The sequence below is a fragment of the Micromonospora salmantinae genome, assembly GCF_022230905.1.
Classification (GTDB): domain Bacteria; phylum Actinomycetota; class Actinomycetes; order Mycobacteriales; family Micromonosporaceae; genus Micromonospora; species Micromonospora salmantinae.
This window is the reverse complement of record NZ_JAKKFG010000001.1, coordinates 219,198-235,143: the sequence shown is the minus strand read 5'-3', so window position 1 is coordinate 235,143 and position 15,946 is coordinate 219,198. Positions and strand designations below refer to the sequence as shown.

Below are 15,946 nucleotides of genomic sequence, written 5' to 3'. Positions count from 1 at the left end.
CCGATCACGAACCCACCCCCCGACCACAATTCGGCCACCCCGATGCCCCGATTCTTTCGCCGTCCCAGCGGATGATTCACTCTGTCGGTCCAGGCACGGGTCGAGTTCATATCGTGAGGAATCGACGCATGGCAGAAATCACTGGGGATCAGCGCGTGCAGTCCGAGGTGCTGGAAGGCCTGGCAACCGCTGTCAACCACCGTCGCTGGTTCATCGAACTGGCCGTGCCGTACCTCGGCGACGACCCGATCGAGATCGGCAGCGGTCTCGGTGACTACGCGCTGGAATGGTCCGAGCGGCTGCCGCGGTTCACCGCCACCGAGGCCGACCCGGCCCGGCTGGTGCAGCTCAAGGAGCGCCTCGCCGACCGTCCGAACGTCGACGTCCGGCAGATGCTGCTGCCGCACAACGACCGGGGCGACTACAGCGCGGCCGTCTCGTACAACGTCCTGGAGCACATCGAGGACCACGTGGGCGCGCTGGAGAGCATGCGCGACCTGGTCCGCCCCGGCGGCGCCGTGATCATCATCGTGCCCGCGTTCCAGTTCGCGATGGGCCCGGCCGACATCGCCACCGGGCACGTCCGCCGCTACACGAAGAAGACGCTCGGGGCGGCGATGACGGACGCCGGTCTGACCATCGAGAAGATGCACTACGCCAACGCGCTCGGGCTGATCGGCTACTTCATGGCCACCAAGGTCTTCCGGCTGATGCCGAAGGAAGGCCCGATGGTCAAGGTGTACGACACCCTCGTCCTGCCCGCAACCAAGGCCGCCGAGCAGCTCGTCCTGCCGCCGTTCGGCCAGTCCGTCTTCGCCGTAGCCCGCGTCCCAGCCTGACCCCGGCCCCGGCCCCGGCCCCGGCCCCGGCCCCGGCCCCGGCCCCGGCGATCTTGCACTTTCTGTCGTCCTTACGCCCTTTATGTCAGGGATGTCGGGACAGAAAGTGCAAGATCGCGGGAGCTGGGGGCGGGGTTAGTCCTTGATCTGGTACGTGGGGCGGATTACCGCTCTCGCGAGGGTGTGGAACGTCAGGTTGAAGCCGACGTAGGCGGGGCTGGCGTCCGGAGTCAGGTCCAGGCGGTCGACGTCCAAGGCGTGCACCGCGAAGACGTACCGGTGCGGGCGGTCGCCGGGCGGCGGAGCCGCCCCGCCGTAGCCCTGCTCGCCGTAGTCGTTGCGGACCGAGAACGCCCCGCCGAGGTCGGTGCCCGCCGCACCACCAGCCCCGGTGGGCAACTGGGTGACGTTGACCGGCACGTTCACCAGCACCCAGTGCCAGAAGCCGCTGCCCGTCGGCGCGTCCGGGTCGTAGCAGGTCACCGTGAAGCTCTTCGTCTCGGCGGGGAAATCCGACCAGGTCAGCTGCGGCGAGACGTTGTCACCCCCGGTGCTGCCATGCGCGTGCCGGGCGTCCATCGGCTCGCCGTTCTGCACGTCGTCGCTCATCAGCGTGAACGAGGGCACCGTCGGCAGCAGCTCGTACGGGTCCGGGGCGATCGGTCGTTCCAGGGTCATGGGGACGCGTCCTTCCGATGTGCGGAGATACCAGCCCCTTCTTACCCCGCCGCGGCCCTCCCGACGACCGGAAGCACGCGCTGACCCAGTGTGGTTTCGCAGAGCTACGTTTGAGTTCGGGCAGCGTTCCGCAGGGGGACATCGTGGCCGGCATCTGGCGGGACTTCGTGGTGGCCGTCTTCACCGCGTTCCGCCGCCGGGACGAGCGAGCCATCGCCGACGAACGCCGACGCGGTGTCGAGCGACTGGCCGAGGAGACGATCCGCCGGGAGCGGCGGGCCACCGACCCGCCGGAGTGACCGCGAAGCGGGGTGCCGGACCGCCTCGGTGCAACCGGTGAAGATGACCTGATGGGGCGGACTTTTGGGGCACGACCGATGGCGACCCCGGAGACTCATCGACCCATTCTGTTCGAGGTCTTCTTTGACCTGGTCTTCGTCTTCGGCCTGATCCGGGTCACCACGTTCATGAGCCAGCGGCCCGCGCCGGTGACCTTGATGCAGGGATTCCTCGTACTCCTGCTGCTCTGGATCTCCTGGCTGGTCTACTCCTGGCTGGGCAACCACGTCCGGATCGACGTCGGGCTGATCCGTGCCGGTGTCACCGTCGCGATGGCGGCCGTCTTCCTCGTCGCTCTCGTCATCCCCGACGCCTGGGGGACCGGACCAGGTACGACGGGGTCCCGGCTGATCCTGGTGCTGGCGTACATCGTGCTTCGAGTTGTCGATCTGGTTCTCTTCCGCTGGGTGGCAGCGGGCAACCGGCAGGTGCGCAGGACCATTCGCCTCTACACCCTCTCCACCGCGCTGTCCTGGATTCCGCTCGTCCTCGGCGCCGTGTTCGGCGGCACCGCACAGATCCTGCTCTGGGCGCTGGCCCTCACCATCGACATGGGCGGCGGGGTGGTCTCCTCGATGCTGAGCGGTTGGCCCGTACGCAGCCCCGGCCACTTCGCCGAGCGGCACAGCCTCGTGGTGATCATTGCGCTCGGGGAGTCCCTGATCTCGGTCGCCGCCGGCATCGGGACTCAGCGGATCCGTGGACCGATCCTGCTGGCCGCGCTCCTCACCCTCTCCGTCACCGTGTGCCTGTACTGGCTCTACTCCGCGAGCGCGGCAACCTCCAGGCACGCGCTGACGACGGAGTCCGGGCTACGGCGCGCCCACGTCGGTGCGAATGCCTACAGCGTTGCCCACTTCCCGGTACTCGCCGGGACCATCTACGTGGCACTGGGAGTCGAGCAGGTGCTGGCCGGCCTGGCACATGAGGAGTCCCACGGCATCTCGGACTGGATGCCGACCGTCGCGTTGTTCGGCGGGACCGCCCTGTTCCTCGCGGGCCGGGCGACGTTCCTGAGTCTCAGCGTCCGGTGCGTGCGACCGGGGCAACTCGTCGCTCCCGTCGTGGCGCTGCTGTTACTCCCCGTCGGCCGTCACCTGCCCGGCCTGGCCGCGCTCGGCCTGCTCACCGCGTTCCTCGCCGTGCTGCTCAGCTACGAGGCGTGGACCAGGCGCGCTACCGCCGACGAAGGCTGACCGCGCCAGATCCACTCGGCATTCAGGAAATCGCGGTATCCGCGTGGCCCGAACACCCCGACGTCCGAAAAGTCGAGTGGATCAAGGAGGCGGAGGGTGTGGGATTCGAACCCACGAAGACATCGCTGCCTTACCGGTTTTCAAGACCAGCGCCATCGGCCACTAGGCGAACCCTCCTGGGCCGCCACCCGTGGGCGTACGGCCACGCATAGTCTGCCACGGCTCGCTCCGGGCGGCCCGGCGTCCCTCCCCGGTGCGCCGGCCAGCCGGTCTGCTGCGTCCACTGTGGGCTGGACGGTGCGCCTGCGGCACCCGGGAAGATCGGGAAGACTGGGCCCATGCGAGCCATCACGATTCCCCAGCCCGGTGGACCTGACGCGCTGGTCTGGGCCGAGGTGCCCGACCCGGAGCCGGGCCCGGACGAGGTCATCGTGGATGTGCGGGCCAGCGGGGTCAACCGCGCTGACCTGCTGCAACGGCAGGGGCACTACCCGCCGCCGCCGGGTGCGCCCGCGTACCCCGGGTTGGAATGCTCTGGGGTGATCACGGAGGTTGGCGCGCAGGTCGCCGGGTGGGCGGTCGGGCAGCAGGTCTGCGCGCTGCTGGCCGGCGGCGGGTACGCGGAGCGGGTCGCCGTTCCCGCCGGGCAGTTGCTGCCGGTGCCCGCCTGCGACCCGGTCGACGCGGCGGCGCTGCCCGAGGTGGCCTGCACGGTCTGGTCGAACCTGGTCCAGGTGGCGCGGCTCGGCGCGGGCGACACGCTGCTGGTGCACGGCGGCGGCAGCGGGATCGGCACCTTCGCCATTCAGCTCGGGGCGGCCCTCGGCGTGACAGTGCTCACCACCGCGCGGGAGGCCAAGCACGACCGGCTGCGTGAGCTGGGCGCGGCACACATCATCGACTACCGGGAGCAGGACTTCGTCGAGGAGGTCCGGCGGGTCACCGACGGGCGCGGCGTGGACGTCATCCTCGACATCATGGGTGGGTCCTACCTGGGGCGGAACGTGTCCGCGCTGGCCACCGGCGGTCGGCTCGTGGTGATCGGGATGCAGGGTGGGCGCAAGGCCGAGTTGGATCTCGGCGCGCTGCTGGCCAAGCGGGCCAGCGTCACCGCGACGTCGCTACGGTCCCGTCCGCTCGCCGAGAAGGCGGAGATCGTCCAGGGCGTACGGGACGAGGTGTGGCCGTTGGTCGAGGCGGGCCGGATCCGGCCGATCGTGGACCGGCGGCTGCCGATGACCGAGGCGGCGCAGGCGCACCGGCTCGTCGAGTCCAATGACCACTTCGGCAAGGTGCTGCTCACCCGCCCGCCGGGCGGAGGGTCGGCCGTCAGCTGAGCGAGCCTGCCAGGGTCGGGTCGTCGGTCGGTCGGGGCAGCACCAGCCGGGCGCCCGGGCCCTCGCCGGCCAGGGTGTCCTCGGGGTTGTTGAGCGTGCAGCGCTGCAGGGACAGGCAGCCGCAGCCGATGCAGCCGTCCAGGTCGTCGCGGAGCTTGGTGAGCAGCCGGATCCGCTCGTCCAGGCGGCTGCGCCAGCTCGCCGACAGCCGCGCCCAGTCCTGCGGGCTCGGGGTGCGGGCCTCGGGGAGCGAGTCGAGCGCCTCCCGGATCTCGTCGAGCGAGACGCCGACCTGCTGGGAGATCCGGATGAAGGCGACCCGCCGCAGCTCGGCACGGGCGTAGCGGCGCTGGTTGCCGCCGGTGCGGTCGGCGCGAATCAGCCCGAGTCGCTCGTAGTAGCGCAACGCCGACGGTGCCACCCCGGAGCGGGCGGACAGCTCACCGATCGTCAATAGATCCGGCATCACCAGGTCCTTGAGTTGAAGTGCACTTCAACTCACACAGTAGTGGCATGACCACCACACTGCCCACCGACAGCAGCGCCCGCCTGCCCGGCCTGATCCGACGACTGACCGGCGACGAGAAGCACGCGCCGAGCGCGCACTCCACCGTCGACGTGCTCCAGGTGCTCTACGACCGGGTGCTGCGGGTCACCCCCGACACCGCCGACGACCCGGAGCGGGACCGGTTCCTGCTCTCCAAGGGCCACGGGCCGGCCGCCTACTACGCGGTGCTCGCCGCCCACGGCTTCATTCCGGACGCCTGGCTCGACGACCTGGCCGGCTCGGAGAGCCGGCTCGGCCACCACCCGGACCGACTCCTGGTGCCGGGGGTCGAGATCGGCTCCGGCTCCCTCGGGCACGGGCTCGGGCTGGCCGTCGGCACCGCGCTCGGCCTGCGCGCCCAGGGGCTGCTCAACCCCCGGGTGTACGTGCTGCTCGGCGACGCCGAACTGGACGAGGGATCCAACCACGAGGCGATCGCGTACGCGGGAGCGACCGGCCTGGACAGCCTCACCGCGGTCGTGGTCGACAACTCGTCGGCCAGCCACGGATGGGCCGGTGGCATCGCCAGCCGGTTCACCGTCAACGGTTGGACCGCCGACACCGTCAACGGCCGCAACCACGAAGCCCTGTACGCGGCGCTGACCGGGCACCGACCACGACACCCGCACCTGGTGGTCGCCCGCATCGAGAGCAAGGGATGACGGACATGCGTACCGCCTTCATCGACACCACCACAGCGCTTCTCGACGAGGATCCGCGCACCGCACTGGTGCTGGCCGACATCTCGGCGAGCCAGTTCGCCGCAGCCGGCCACCGCCACCCGGACCGGGTGCTCAACGTCGGGATCCGGGAGCAACTGATGATCGGTGTGGCCGGCGGGCTCGCCCTGACCGGGCTGCGTCCGATCGCGCACTCGTACGCGACGTTCCTGGTGGACCGGGCGTACGAGCAGATCAAGTTGGATCTGGACCACCAGGGCGTGGGCGCCGTCCTGGTCAGCATCGGCGCGTCGTACGACGGGTCGGCTGAGGGCCGCACCCACCAGTCACCCGGGGACGTGGCGCTCTTCGACTCGCTCGGTGACGGCTGGACGGTTCGGGTGCCCGGCCACCCGGACGAGGTGGCGCCGCTGCTGCGCAACGCCGCGACCAGCGACGATCCGGTCTACCTGCGGCTCTCCGAGCAGCGCAACGCCGAGGCGTACCCGGACGCCACACGGCTACGGGTGCTTCGGCGGGGCCTGACGAACGCGCCGCTCGTGGTGGCGGTCGGACCGATGCTCGACCCCACTCTGGCGGCGACCGAGGGAATGGACGTGACAGTGGCGTACACCCACACGCCCCGGCCACTCGACACGCCCGGGCTGCGGGCGCTCGCCAACACCGATGTGGTGCTGGTCGAGCCGTACCTGGGGGGGACGTCGAGCGCGCTCGTCAGCCGGGCCCTGGCGGACGTACCGCACCGGCTGCTCGCCCTCGGGGTGGGTCAGACCGACCTGCGACGGTACGGCGATCCGGCCGACCACGCCCGGTGGCATGGTCTGGACGCCGACGGCCTGCGGCGGTCGATCAGCGCGTTCCTGGGGTCAGTTGGCGGCTGAGACGGCGGGGCGGCGGCGAGCGCGCTCGCGCCCGAGGATCCAGATCGCCTCGACGCCGTCCTTCCAGGTGATCTTCTTGCCCTCTTCCCGGCCGCGTGCCCGGTAGCTGATCGGCACCTCGTACGGCCGGATCCGGCGACGCAGCAGCTTGCCGGTCACCTCGGCCTCCATGCCGAAGCCGCGCGAGCGCACCTCGAGCGACCGGTAGAGCGCCACCGGCATCAGCTTGAAGCAGGTCTCCAGGTCGCCGATGTACGAGTTGAACAGCACGTTGGCCGCCATCGTGACGCCCTTGTTGCCCATCACGTACCAGAAGCTGTAGGCGCTGTGGCTGCCGAAGGTGCGATTGCCGTAGACCACCTTGGCCCGACCGTCGAGCACCGGGTCGAGCAGCTTGGGGATGTCCTGCGGGTCGTACTCCAGGTCGGCGTCGAGGATGACCATGTAGTCACCCTCGGCGCTGTCGACCGCCGTCTTGATGGCGGCACCCTTGCCGGCGTTGCGCTGGTGGGTGATGACCCGCAGGCGCGCGTCGTCGGCGCGACCGAGGACCTCGCCGGTGCCGTCGCGGCTGCCGTCGTCGACGACTACCAATTCGATCTCACAGGGATAGTCCACCGCCAATGCCTGCTTGAGGGCATCCGCGATGCGTTCTTCCTCGTTGTAGACCGGCATGAGGATCGAGAGCTTCACGGGGATCTCCACGGTGGCGGCAACACGTCGGCCATAGCCTAGCCTGGTTGGTTTGTTTACCGCGTACCGCTACCGCTGGGCAGTCCGCGCGGCGGCCTCAGATCAATGGTGTTTACTTCCGCCATGTCGGCTGCCGGCTCCCTGCTCGCGGTGATTCCTGTCGCTGCGGTGCTCCTGCTCATCGTCGCGGCGATGCCACGCGAGGCTGGCGCGGTGGCACCGCTGCGGCTCGCCGTGGTCCGCGCCGTCCTGCTCAGCGGGGCGTACGCGGTGCTCGTCGTCGAGGTGCTCGGCGCGTCGCACGCGCTGACCCGAGGCGCGTTCACAGTCGCCTGGCTGCTCTTCCTGGTCGCGGCCGCGGCGGCGGCCGGTCTGCGCTGGCGACGGGCGACCCGCCTCGGGCGGCCGGCCGCCGCCGCACCGGTGCCGGTCAGCGCTGCGCCGGCAGTCAGCACCGCACCGCAGCCGGTGCCGGTCGGCGCGGTGGTGTCCGGTGGCGGACCTGACGTGTCCGCCCCGGCCGCCGAGCGCGGTGAGCCCGGCCCCGCGCCGACACAGGCTGGTCGGGGGTTCGCTGACCTTCGTGCCGTAGCGGTCGACGCGTGGCGGGCGGCCCGACCGGGTGAGCGGCTCCTCGCCGGCACTGTGGGCGGGCTGGTCCTGGTGGAGCTGCTGGTCGCGCTGCTGGCCGAGCCGAACAACTTCGACTCGCAGACGTACCACCTGCCGAAGGTGGAGCACTGGGTGGCCCAGGGCGACCTGGACTTCTGGCCGACCGCCATCCACCGGCAGGTGACCATCCCGCCCGGAGCCGAGTACCTGCTGCTGCACCTGCGCCTGCTCACCGGCGGGGACCACCTGCACAACCTGGTGCAGTGGGCGGCCGGGGTGGTCTGCCTCCTGGTGGCCGCACGGATCACCGCACAGCTCGGCGGCGGCCGGCGGGCCCAGTTGCTCACCGCGTTCGTGCTGGCGACCACGCCGATGGTGGTGCTCCAGGCGACCAGCACGCAGACCGACCTGATCTGCGCGGCGTGGGTGGCCTGCGCGGCGACCCTGGCGCTGGACGGGCTGAGTCGACGGACCGGCTGGGGCACGTTGCTCGGGCTGGGGGCGGCGACCGGGCTGACCGCGGTGACCAAGACCAGCGGCCTGATCGCGGTCGGCCCGCTGCTGGTGCTCTGGGGACTGGCCCAGTTGAGGCTGGCCCGGACCGATCGATCGGCACCGGCTGGCCCGGCGACACCCGGTGGGGGTCGGCGTTCCTGGCCGGTCGGCGGGCTGGCCCGCACCGTCGGCGGTTCGGTGCTGATCCTGGTGGTCGCTGCCGTGGTGGTCGGCCCGTTCCTGGCCCGGGTGACCGCCGAGTTCGGGCACCCGCTGGGGCCGCCCCGGCTGCGCGAGTCCATCCCGATGGAGCGGCACGACCCGGCGTCGATAGTGGTCAACGCGCTGCGGATCGGGCACACCGCGTTCGACACGCCGCTGGCGCCGCTGCGTCGGGCCGGGGCCGAGGTGATCATCAGCGGCGCCGAGGCGATCGGGGTCGACCCGCAGGACCGCGCGATCACCTTCGGGCGGGAGCTGTTCCCGGAGCCGGCCTGGTATCCGGACGAGGACCGGGTGGCGTTTCCGCTGGCCGGGGCGTTGGCGGTGATCGGTGCGGTGATCGCGCTCGCCCGACCACGGCGGATCGCCCCCGAGCGGGCCGGGTCGCTGCGGGCGTACGCCGTGGTGGTGCTGACCGCCGTGCTGCTGCACACCGCGATGATCAAGTGGCAGCCGTGGGGCAACCGGCTGCTGCTCTACGCCGTGGTGCTCGCCGTGCCCCTCGCCGGCCTCTGGCTGGACGCTCTCCTGCGCAACCGCGCGGGTGGGCGTCGTTCGGTTGCCACAGTGGCGGCCCTCACCGTGCTGGCCACCTCGGCGCTGGCCGGAGTGCTCGCGCTGTCGTACGGCTTCCCGCGCCGGCTGGTCGGCGCCGGCTCGGTCTTCACCACCTCGGACTGGGACACCCGGTTCCTGCGCCGCCCCCAGTGGGCCGACGAGTTCCGCTGGGCGGCGACCGCGGTCCAGGACAGCGGTGCGCGACGGATCGGTCTGGTGCAGCAGAACGACAACTGGGAGTACCCGTGGTGGCTGCTGCTGCGGCAGCCCGACGGCGGCTCACCGGACCTGGTGGCGTTGCAGTCCGTGTTGCCGGAACGACCGCCGGCCGACCCCTCCTCGGTCGACGCGATCGTCTGCACCGGCACCGAGGCGGCCTGCGCCAAACTCGTCCCGGCCGGCTGGCGGCTGGAGTTCCGCGGCTACGTCGGCTACGCCCTGCCGCCGGGCCGCTGAACCAGAAGTCGGCCGCACCGCCGCCCGGCCGCTGCACCAGAAGTCGGCTCGGCGCCGCCGTGGCGCTGGCGCGCGGGCCCGGATAGTCCGATCCGGGCGGTTCTGCAGCCCGCGCGCAAGGATCTGAAGCGCATTCACATCTGTTGATCCGCACGTTACCGTCTGGTAACTCAATCGACGTCCCGCGATTGAGCCGAAAGGAGTGCGTCGATGCCTGCAATCCCCGCCAGGCCCGAACGCGCGACCCGACGACGGGCCATCACCGTCGCCGTCGCCGTCGCCGCTCTCGTCCTACCGATGCTCGCCGGACCGGCCACCCCCGCCACCGCCGCCGACCGACCAACCGTCCAACCACTGCCCGCCAACCTCGAAGCCATCCGGGCCGCCGAGGCGACCGCCCTCTACGGCAGCCCGGCGATCCGCCCGATCGAGCAACGGCGTACCGCGTTGATCACCATGGGTGACAGCGAGATCTCCGGTGAGGGGGTCGGCAACTACGTCCCCGGCACCCACCAGGACGGCAACTGGTGCGACCGCTCGTACGACCAGGCGGTCTTCCGCACCGGCATCACGTCGGACGCGCAGTACAACATCGCCTGCTCCGGTGCCACCCCCTGGAACCTGATCGCCGGCGGCCCGACCCAGCACAACGAGCTGAACCAGGGCGACTACCTGGGCATCAAGGCGCGCAACACGCACGTGAAGCTGATCTGGGTGGTGGTCGGCGCGAACGGTGACGGCACCATCCAGTTCGGTCCGGTCGCCACCGACTGCGCCGTCCGCCGGGTCTTCTTCCAGGGCGCCTGCTACCCCACCTACACCGACCAGTGGACGATCCGCACCGACGGCAGCCGGCAGGCAGTGGAGTCGGCGCTGACCGACATCCGGCAGACCATGACCAACGCCGGCTACCTGCGGTCGGACTACGAGCTGGTGCTGATGTCGTACCCGAGCCCCGGCAGCCCGGACGTGGAGGACAACCCCAACTTCCCCGGCTGGTACTCCGGCGGTTGCCTGCTCTACCTGGCCGACGCGGCGTTCGCCCGGAACAAGGCGGTGCCGATGTTCGAGTCGGCGCTGCGCTCGGCCGCGGCGAACACCGGCACCCGCTACCTGGACGCCAGCCGGCTCTTCCACGGGCACGAGGTGTGCACCGACAACACCTCGGTCCGTGGCCTCTACATCGAGGTCGGCATCTGGAACGAGAACGCCGCCCGACAGTCGTTCCACCCCAACGCCCGTGGGCACGGCATGTTCGCCCAGTGCATCACCCAGTTCTGGAACTCCGGGCAGACGCGGGCCAGCTGCGTCGACCCGGCCAGCACCGGCGGTGGCGTGCTCTACCCGGGTCTGCTGGACTTCAAGCAACTGCGCAACCTGGCCACCGGCACCTGTGTCGACGGCAAGGGGTACGACTCCCGCAACGGCACCGCGCAGCAGCCGTACTCCTGCCACGGTGGGCGCAACCAGGGCTTCTGGTACGACTCGGCCCGGCGGTCGCTGCACTCGGAGCTGTCCCACGACCGTTGCCTGGACGTCGCCAACAGCTCGATGACCGCCGGCACCGCTGTCAACATCTACGACTGCAACGGCACCGGCGCGCAGCAGTTCGTCTTCGTGGGTAACCAGATCAGGCCGGCGAGCGCCAACAACCTCTGCGTGGCGTTCGACAACCCGCTGCTGGGCAGCTCTCGCCTGCGGTTGGCGAACTGCTCCAGCAGCACCCGGCAGCAGTGGTCGTTCGAGGCCCGTACCGCCGCCAACCCGGTCGGCTACGGTCACGACGACTTCATCGGCTCCCGCGTCTACTGACGAGGGAAGGGGCCCTGGCCTCGGCCAGGGCCCCTTCGCTCACTTGGCGCGGGGAACGAGGACGAGCCGGGCCACGCCCTTCTCGCCGTTCTTCGCGCCGGCGACGCCGAGCGTCGCGCCGACAGTTATCTCGCTCGGCTGCACTGTGGCCCGCCGCTCGACCACCCGCAGGTCGTCGCCGAAGGTCCAGGTCATGGTGAAGCCGTCGGTGGACTTGACGGTCATCGAGTCCCCGTCGATCGCTGTCACCTCGCCGCGCTGCACGGCGACGGTCTGCGTACCGCCGTCCTTCGTCTTCACCACCGCCTCACCGTGCAGGGTGTTCTTGCGCAGCAGCACGCGGGCCTGGCGGCGCTTGCGCCACTCCTCACCGCGCTTCTCCCGGGCCTTCTCCTGCGCGCTGGGGGACGCACCCGGCGTCGGCGTGGCCGGCGCGGCGACGGTTCGCACATCCAGGTCGTCGGCGTCGAAGCCCATCGCGGCCAGCGCCTGACCCTCGACCCCCATGGCGGCGGCGACGTCGACGGCGACATCCCGGGCGGGTTGGCTGGCCACCTCGGCCGCGCCGCAGCCGCTGACGCCGAGCGCGACCGCCGCGAGCAGTGCCGTGGTGCCGGTGGCGATACCCCAACGTGGCATGACTCTCCCTCTCGTCCGTGGAGCCCTCAGCCTTCCCGGGAACGACGAGCGGAGCGTCAGGCCGATGTTCGGGTCAGGTAAGGATCACCGGGCAACCGGACGGCGAAGGCGGCGCCGCCCTCCGGCGCGTGCCCCGCGGCGATCTCCCCGCCCAACCGGCGGACCAGCCCGGCGGCCAGCGCCAACCCCAGGCCGCTGCCCACCTTGCGCACCCCCCGGTAACGCTCGTGCAGCGCACCGCGTTCGAAGGCCACCGCCAGGTCGTCGTCGGTGAAGCCGGGCCCGCCGTCGCGAACCTCCAACACGCCGCCGTGCGCCGGGTCCGCGCCGGCCGGCCGGACCGCGAGCACCACCGGCGCCCCCGGGGGTACGACCCGCAGCGCGTTCTCCAGCAGCCCGTCCAGCACCTGCCGGATCCGCCCCGGATCGGTGTACGCGGGCACCGGCTGACCGGGCGTCTCCACCCGGAACGACACGCCCACCGCCGCGCACCGACCGGACCAGGTCGGCTCCGCATCCACTGCCAGTTGGGTCAGGTCCACCGGCACCGGTTCGAGGGGAAAGTCGGCGGCCTCCAGCCGGGCCAGTGCCAACAGGTCGCCGATCAGCCGGTCCAGGTGTTGGGCCTCGGCCAGCATCGTCCGACCGGTGTCCACCGTGTCGTCGGCACCGAGCACCCCGTCGGCGAGCGCCTCGGCGTACCCCCGGATCGCTGTCAGCGGGGTGCGCAGCTCGTGCGAGACGGAGAGCAGGAACTCCCGCTGTCGGCCCTCGCTGGTGGCCAGCGCGGCAGCCAGACCGTTCAACGCCTCGGCCAGGTCGGCGACCTCGTCCGGCGACTCGACCGGCACCCGGACGGCACGGTCACCGGCGCGCAGCCGGGCGGCGGCGGTGGCCGCGACACGGATCGGCCGGGCCAACCGACGGGCCAGCAGCAGCCCGGCCACCACGCCGGCGGTCAACCCGGCCAGCAGCGGCAACCACAGACTGAGCAGCACCCGTGCCCACAGCCCGTTGGCCAGCGGACGGGAGAGCACCACCCCGTTGCCGCCGGGCAGGGCCCGACCCTCGACCAGGGCCCGCTCACCGTTGACCGAGCGGCGGGCCGACACGTTGCGGCCCTGCCCGATCCGCTGCACCACCCGCGGTGGCAGGCCCCCCCGGTCCACCGCCCCGCGGCGGATGAGGTACGCGTCGATGCCCTGGGCGCGCAGTTGCTGGATGAGCCGTTCCTCGTCGGCTCCGCGACCCCGGTCGAGGCGGGTCCGCAGCACCTCGGCGGCGAGTCGGGCCTGGGCGGCGAGCGCTTCCTGCTCGCTCCGCTCCGCGCCACGGATCGCCAACGGCACCGCGACGATGGCGGTGACCAGCACCGACACCAGCGCCACCGCGCAGGTGACGAGCACCGCGCGGGCGGTCAGCGTACGGCCGAGTCGGCCTCGTCGGGGTGCGGTGGGTGGGGTGGCGCCGACCACCGGCAGGGCCATGGTCGGCGACTCGACGTGCCCGGGGTGGTCAGGCATCGACCGCGTACCCGACGCCGCGATGGGTCCGGATCACACTCGCCCGGCCGAGCTTCGCCCGCACCTGGGCGACGTGCACGTCCACCGTCCGGGTGCCGGCGTGCGCCGCGTAGCCCCAGACTCCGGCCAGCAACTCCTCCCGGGTGAAGACCCGGCCGGGCCGGGCCATCAGGTGAGCCAGCAGGTCGAACTCGGTGGAGGTGAGCTGCACCGGGGCACCGGCGGCGGTGACCGTGCGGCGGGCCGGGTCGAGCATCACCGGGCCGACGACACGTGGCCGGTCCGCGCCCTCCGGGCCGCCCGCGGATCGGCGCAGCACCGCGCGGACCCGGGCAACCAGCTCCCGGGGGCTGAACGGCTTGGTGACGTAGTCGTCGGCGCCCAACTCCAGGCCGACGATCCGGTCCACCTCGTCGTCGCGGGCGGTGAGGAAGATGACCGGGGTCCAGTCGCCGGCCTCGCGCAGCCGGCGGCAGATCTCGGTGCCGGGCAGACCCGGCAGCGCGATGTCCAGGACGCAGGCCACCGGACGCAACCGGCGGGCCGCGCTCAGACCAGCCGCGCCGTCACGCTCCAGGTGGACGCCGAACCCGTCCCGGGTCAGGTAGAGCCGGACCAGGTCGGCGATGGCCGGCTCGTCCTCCACGACGAGGACGAGCCCGCGATGCGGTGGTTCGACTGTCACCGGCCCATGATTGCCGACTGCGAAGGCTCGGCGCGATCTGTGTGTGTTCGAGTTCGGTAAAGGCCGGGCGACGCCCGGTCGGGGTCAGCTCACCAGGACGGAGCGAACATCCCGGGCCGGGCGGCGGCCGGTGCGTCACCGATGCTGGCGACGACCCGGGCGCCGGGCGGCCGCAGGCGGGTCCGGAACGCCTGGTTGAGCAACGCGTCGAGCTGCCAGACCTGCTTCGGGTGACTGGTCCGGATCAGGAACCGCTCACGGATCCCGTCGATCGCGGTGGCCGCCATCTCCACCGACTGCAGCCGCGGGTCCGGGCTCCAGGTGACGTTGCTCAGCTCGCGCAACTCGGTGTTGAGATGCAGGCGCAGTCGGTGCAGGAGGCGGGTCTGCTGGGTCACCACCAGCCGACGGTGGGTGAGTAGCAACAGGTAGTCGCCGGTGACCGGGCGGTCGGGGCGGCTGCAACGGGTGATCAGGATGGTGGCGTCACCGGAGCCGACGCAGCGCCGGAAGACCGGCATGTGCCGGCTCACCGTCTGCACGGCCAGGCCAGCCTCGGCGGCGGCCGGGAGGAACGTTCGGGAGAAGACGTCCATGACCTGCCCAACGACGTCCCCAGCAGGGTGATGTGGGTCACGCGGGATTTTTGGAAGTTCCACGCTGCCTGTCGCACTGCCTGTCCGACTTCCGACTCGGACGGATCATGGTCAGGAGTTCGGCTGAAGTGGACTGGCGGCGAACAGCTCCTCCAGCCAGCCCGGGACCGCGTCGGCGTACTCGGCGCGGGACTCCTCGGGAGTGTCCAGTGCCCGACGCCAGGAGAGTGACCGGCTCACCGGCCCCAGGGCGATCGCGAGGTCGGCGGCCTCCACGAGCGTCCGCCGGTCGTACCGGTCGGTCCACGCCTCCAGGTACGCGTCACGCAACCGCACCAGTCGGGCGTCGGCGGCGGCGAGCTTCCCGGCGTGCCCGATGGAGCGCAGGGTCACCAGCAGCGTGCCGAACGGGTGCGCCACCGAGGCGTCGCCCCAGTCGAAGTACCGGTACCCGTCCGCGCCGGCGAAGACGTTGCCGTCGTGCAGGTCGTCGTGTTGCACGGTCGCCGGAATGCCGAGGTCGGCGAGCCGACGGCACCGCTCGGCGTACGACGGCACCTCCGCCCGCAGCCGGTCGTACACCTCGGGGTTGGGCCCCTTCTCCGCGCCGATCAACAGCGACGCGCGGTCGTCGAGCAGCTCGACGAACAGGTCGGCGAGCACCTCGGGCCGATGGTCCGGTACGCCGGAGGTGACCAGCTCGTCGGCCTGCGCCGCGGTGGCCAACTGGAGGGCGGCGTACCCGGGCAGCGCCCGCTCCCAGTGCGTCAGGTCCGGGTCGCGGGCCAGCAGGTCGCGCAGTGACTCGCCGCCGTCGGGCAGCAACGACCAGCCCCGTTCAGGGTCCACCGCGATCGGGGTCAGCACCCGCTCGGGCGCGAGCCGGGCCAGCGTCGCGATCAGGGCGGCCTCGTGCATCGTGCCCGGATTGTTGGCCTTGAACCAGACCGGACCATCGTCGGTCGGCACCCGCCACACCAACGACCACGGGCGGATCCGCGGCTCCACCGGCCCGGTCACTCGCCGACCCGCGCGAGTCAACTGCTCGTCGACCCAGGACCGGGCCTGCGTCTGCCACTGCTCGTCGGACCAGTCCGGAGCACGCTCGATCGTCGTCACGCTGGCACCCTAGGCCGTCTTCCCGAAGTTGGGGACCGC

General features: G+C 71.5%; 16 protein-coding genes and 1 tRNA gene. 8 read left to right on the top strand and 9 right to left on the bottom strand.

All coding sequences use genetic code 11. The features are described 5' to 3' along the window. The first annotated feature begins 128 nt into the window (after positions 1-128). Positions 129-839 carry a class I SAM-dependent methyltransferase gene (locus PSH03_RS01125; protein ID WP_210782636.1) on the top strand — a complete coding sequence of 237 codons (711 nt, stop codon included), beginning with the start codon at positions 129-131 and terminating at the stop codon, positions 837-839. 135 nt (positions 840-974) lie between these two features. On the opposite strand, the gene PSH03_RS01120 is transcribed toward PSH03_RS01125, so the two are convergent. Continuing rightward, positions 975-1,517, bottom strand: coding sequence for a YbhB/YbcL family Raf kinase inhibitor-like protein (locus PSH03_RS01120; protein ID WP_210782638.1), 543 nt, complete (start codon positions 1,515-1,517; stop codon positions 975-977). 143 nt (positions 1,518-1,660) lie between these two features. Here PSH03_RS01120 and PSH03_RS01115 point away from each other — a divergent pair, with 143 nt between their 5' ends. After that, on the top strand, positions 1,661-1,816 hold the full coding sequence (locus PSH03_RS01115) for a hypothetical protein (protein ID WP_210782640.1): 156 nt from the start codon (positions 1,661-1,663) through the stop codon (positions 1,814-1,816). 78 nt (positions 1,817-1,894) lie between these two features. Next, the gene (locus PSH03_RS01110) at positions 1,895-3,052 is read left to right on the top strand and encodes a low temperature requirement protein A (protein WP_238687974.1); all 1,158 of its coding nucleotides are present in this window, start codon (positions 1,895-1,897) and stop codon (positions 3,050-3,052) included. Positions 3,053-3,142: 90 nt separating this feature from the next. Here the strand turns inward: PSH03_RS01110 and PSH03_RS01105 are convergent. Further along, positions 3,143-3,229 (bottom strand) — tRNA-Ser (locus PSH03_RS01105). 161 nt (positions 3,230-3,390) lie between these two features. Between PSH03_RS01105 and PSH03_RS01100 the strand changes: the two genes are divergently transcribed. Then, positions 3,391-4,389 carry an NAD(P)H-quinone oxidoreductase gene (locus PSH03_RS01100; RefSeq protein WP_210782653.1) on the top strand — a complete coding sequence of 333 codons (999 nt, stop codon included), beginning with the start codon at positions 3,391-3,393 and terminating at the stop codon, positions 4,387-4,389. Here PSH03_RS01100 and soxR read toward each other — a convergent pair. Continuing rightward, entirely contained in the window at positions 4,382-4,855 is a 474-nt protein-coding gene (soxR, locus tag PSH03_RS01095) for a redox-sensitive transcriptional activator SoxR (RefSeq protein WP_112637862.1), read from the bottom strand. The two genes, PSH03_RS01100 and soxR, sit on opposite strands and share 8 nt — an antisense overlap. Positions 4,856-4,902: 47 nt before the next feature. On the opposite strand from soxR, the gene PSH03_RS01090 reads away from it, so the two are divergent. Next, the gene (locus tag PSH03_RS01090; protein ID WP_238687973.1) at positions 4,903-5,598 is read left to right on the top strand and encodes a thiamine pyrophosphate-binding protein; all 696 of its coding nucleotides are present in this window, start codon (positions 4,903-4,905) and stop codon (positions 5,596-5,598) included. Between the two features lie 5 nt (positions 5,599-5,603). Continuing rightward, on the top strand, positions 5,604-6,497 hold the full coding sequence (locus PSH03_RS01085; protein WP_238687972.1) for a transketolase family protein: 894 nt from the start codon (positions 5,604-5,606) through the stop codon (positions 6,495-6,497). On the opposite strand, the gene PSH03_RS01080 is transcribed toward PSH03_RS01085, so the two are convergent. Continuing rightward, positions 6,483-7,190: a glycosyltransferase family 2 protein gene (locus tag PSH03_RS01080; protein WP_210782660.1), complete on the bottom strand. Its 708-nt coding sequence runs from the start codon at positions 7,188-7,190 to the stop codon at positions 6,483-6,485. The genes PSH03_RS01085 and PSH03_RS01080 overlap by 15 nt on opposite strands. A 123-nt stretch (positions 7,191-7,313) precedes the next feature. On the opposite strand from PSH03_RS01080, the gene PSH03_RS01075 reads away from it, so the two are divergent. After that, complete coding sequence (locus tag PSH03_RS01075; RefSeq protein ID WP_238687971.1) at positions 7,314-9,533, top strand: glycosyltransferase family 39 protein; 2,220 nt, start codon at positions 7,314-7,316, stop codon at positions 9,531-9,533. A gap of 210 nt (positions 9,534-9,743) precedes the next feature. Then, entirely contained in the window at positions 9,744-11,345 is a 1,602-nt protein-coding gene (locus PSH03_RS01070) for a ricin-type beta-trefoil lectin domain protein (RefSeq protein ID WP_238687970.1), read from the top strand. 39 nt (positions 11,346-11,384) lie between these two features. Here PSH03_RS01070 and PSH03_RS01065 read toward each other — a convergent pair whose 3' ends face one another. The 5 genes from PSH03_RS01065 to PSH03_RS01045 all read right to left on the bottom strand — a co-directional run bounded on the left by PSH03_RS01065 (position 11,385) and on the right by PSH03_RS01045 (position 15,907). Then, positions 11,385-11,984, bottom strand: a complete 600-nt coding sequence (locus tag PSH03_RS01065) for a hypothetical protein (RefSeq protein ID WP_238687969.1) — start codon at positions 11,982-11,984, stop codon at positions 11,385-11,387. A gap of 56 nt (positions 11,985-12,040) precedes the next feature. After that, positions 12,041-13,507 carry a sensor histidine kinase gene (locus PSH03_RS01060; RefSeq protein ID WP_238687968.1) on the bottom strand — a complete coding sequence of 489 codons (1,467 nt, stop codon included), beginning with the start codon at positions 13,505-13,507 and terminating at the stop codon, positions 12,041-12,043. Beyond that, entirely contained in the window at positions 13,500-14,192 is a 693-nt protein-coding gene (locus tag PSH03_RS01055; RefSeq protein WP_210782665.1) for a response regulator transcription factor, read from the bottom strand. Before PSH03_RS01055 ends, PSH03_RS01060 begins: the two co-directional genes overlap by 8 nt. Positions 14,193-14,281: 89 nt before the next feature. Next, positions 14,282-14,788, bottom strand: a complete 507-nt coding sequence (locus PSH03_RS01050) for a hypothetical protein (protein WP_210782667.1) — start codon at positions 14,786-14,788, stop codon at positions 14,282-14,284. A 111-nt stretch (positions 14,789-14,899) separates the two neighbouring features. Further along, the gene (locus PSH03_RS01045; protein ID WP_238687967.1) at positions 14,900-15,907 is read right to left on the bottom strand and encodes a phosphotransferase; all 1,008 of its coding nucleotides are present in this window, start codon (positions 15,905-15,907) and stop codon (positions 14,900-14,902) included. Positions 15,908-15,946 lie beyond the last annotated feature (39 nt).

Excerpts from the sequence above, each read along its gene's own strand:
- PSH03_RS01075 (WP_238687971.1), top strand. The coding sequence starts at position 7,314 with ATGTCGGCTGCCGGCTCCCTGCTCGCGGTGATTCCTGTCGCTGCGGTG.
- PSH03_RS01100 (WP_210782653.1), top strand. The coding sequence starts at position 3,391 with ATGCGAGCCATCACGATTCCCCAGCCCGGTGGACCTGACGCGCTGGTC.
- PSH03_RS01120 (WP_210782638.1), bottom strand. The coding sequence starts at position 1,517 with ATGACCCTGGAACGACCGATCGCCCCGGACCCGTACGAGCTGCTGCCG.
- PSH03_RS01110 (WP_238687974.1), top strand. The coding sequence starts at position 1,895 with ATGGCGACCCCGGAGACTCATCGACCCATTCTGTTCGAGGTCTTCTTT.
- PSH03_RS01060 (WP_238687968.1), bottom strand. The coding sequence starts at position 13,507 with ATGCCTGACCACCCCGGGCACGTCGAGTCGCCGACCATGGCCCTGCCG.
- soxR (WP_112637862.1), bottom strand. The coding sequence starts at position 4,855 with ATGCCGGATCTATTGACGATCGGTGAGCTGTCCGCCCGCTCCGGGGTG.
- PSH03_RS01070 (WP_238687970.1), top strand. The coding sequence starts at position 9,744 with ATGCCTGCAATCCCCGCCAGGCCCGAACGCGCGACCCGACGACGGGCC.
- PSH03_RS01085 (WP_238687972.1), top strand. The coding sequence starts at position 5,604 with ATGCGTACCGCCTTCATCGACACCACCACAGCGCTTCTCGACGAGGAT.
- PSH03_RS01050 (WP_210782667.1), bottom strand. The coding sequence starts at position 14,788 with ATGGACGTCTTCTCCCGAACGTTCCTCCCGGCCGCCGCCGAGGCTGGC.
- PSH03_RS01125 (WP_210782636.1), top strand. The coding sequence starts at position 129 with ATGGCAGAAATCACTGGGGATCAGCGCGTGCAGTCCGAGGTGCTGGAA.
- PSH03_RS01065 (WP_238687969.1), bottom strand. The coding sequence starts at position 11,984 with ATGCCACGTTGGGGTATCGCCACCGGCACCACGGCACTGCTCGCGGCG.
- PSH03_RS01090 (WP_238687973.1), top strand. The coding sequence starts at position 4,903 with ATGACCACCACACTGCCCACCGACAGCAGCGCCCGCCTGCCCGGCCTG.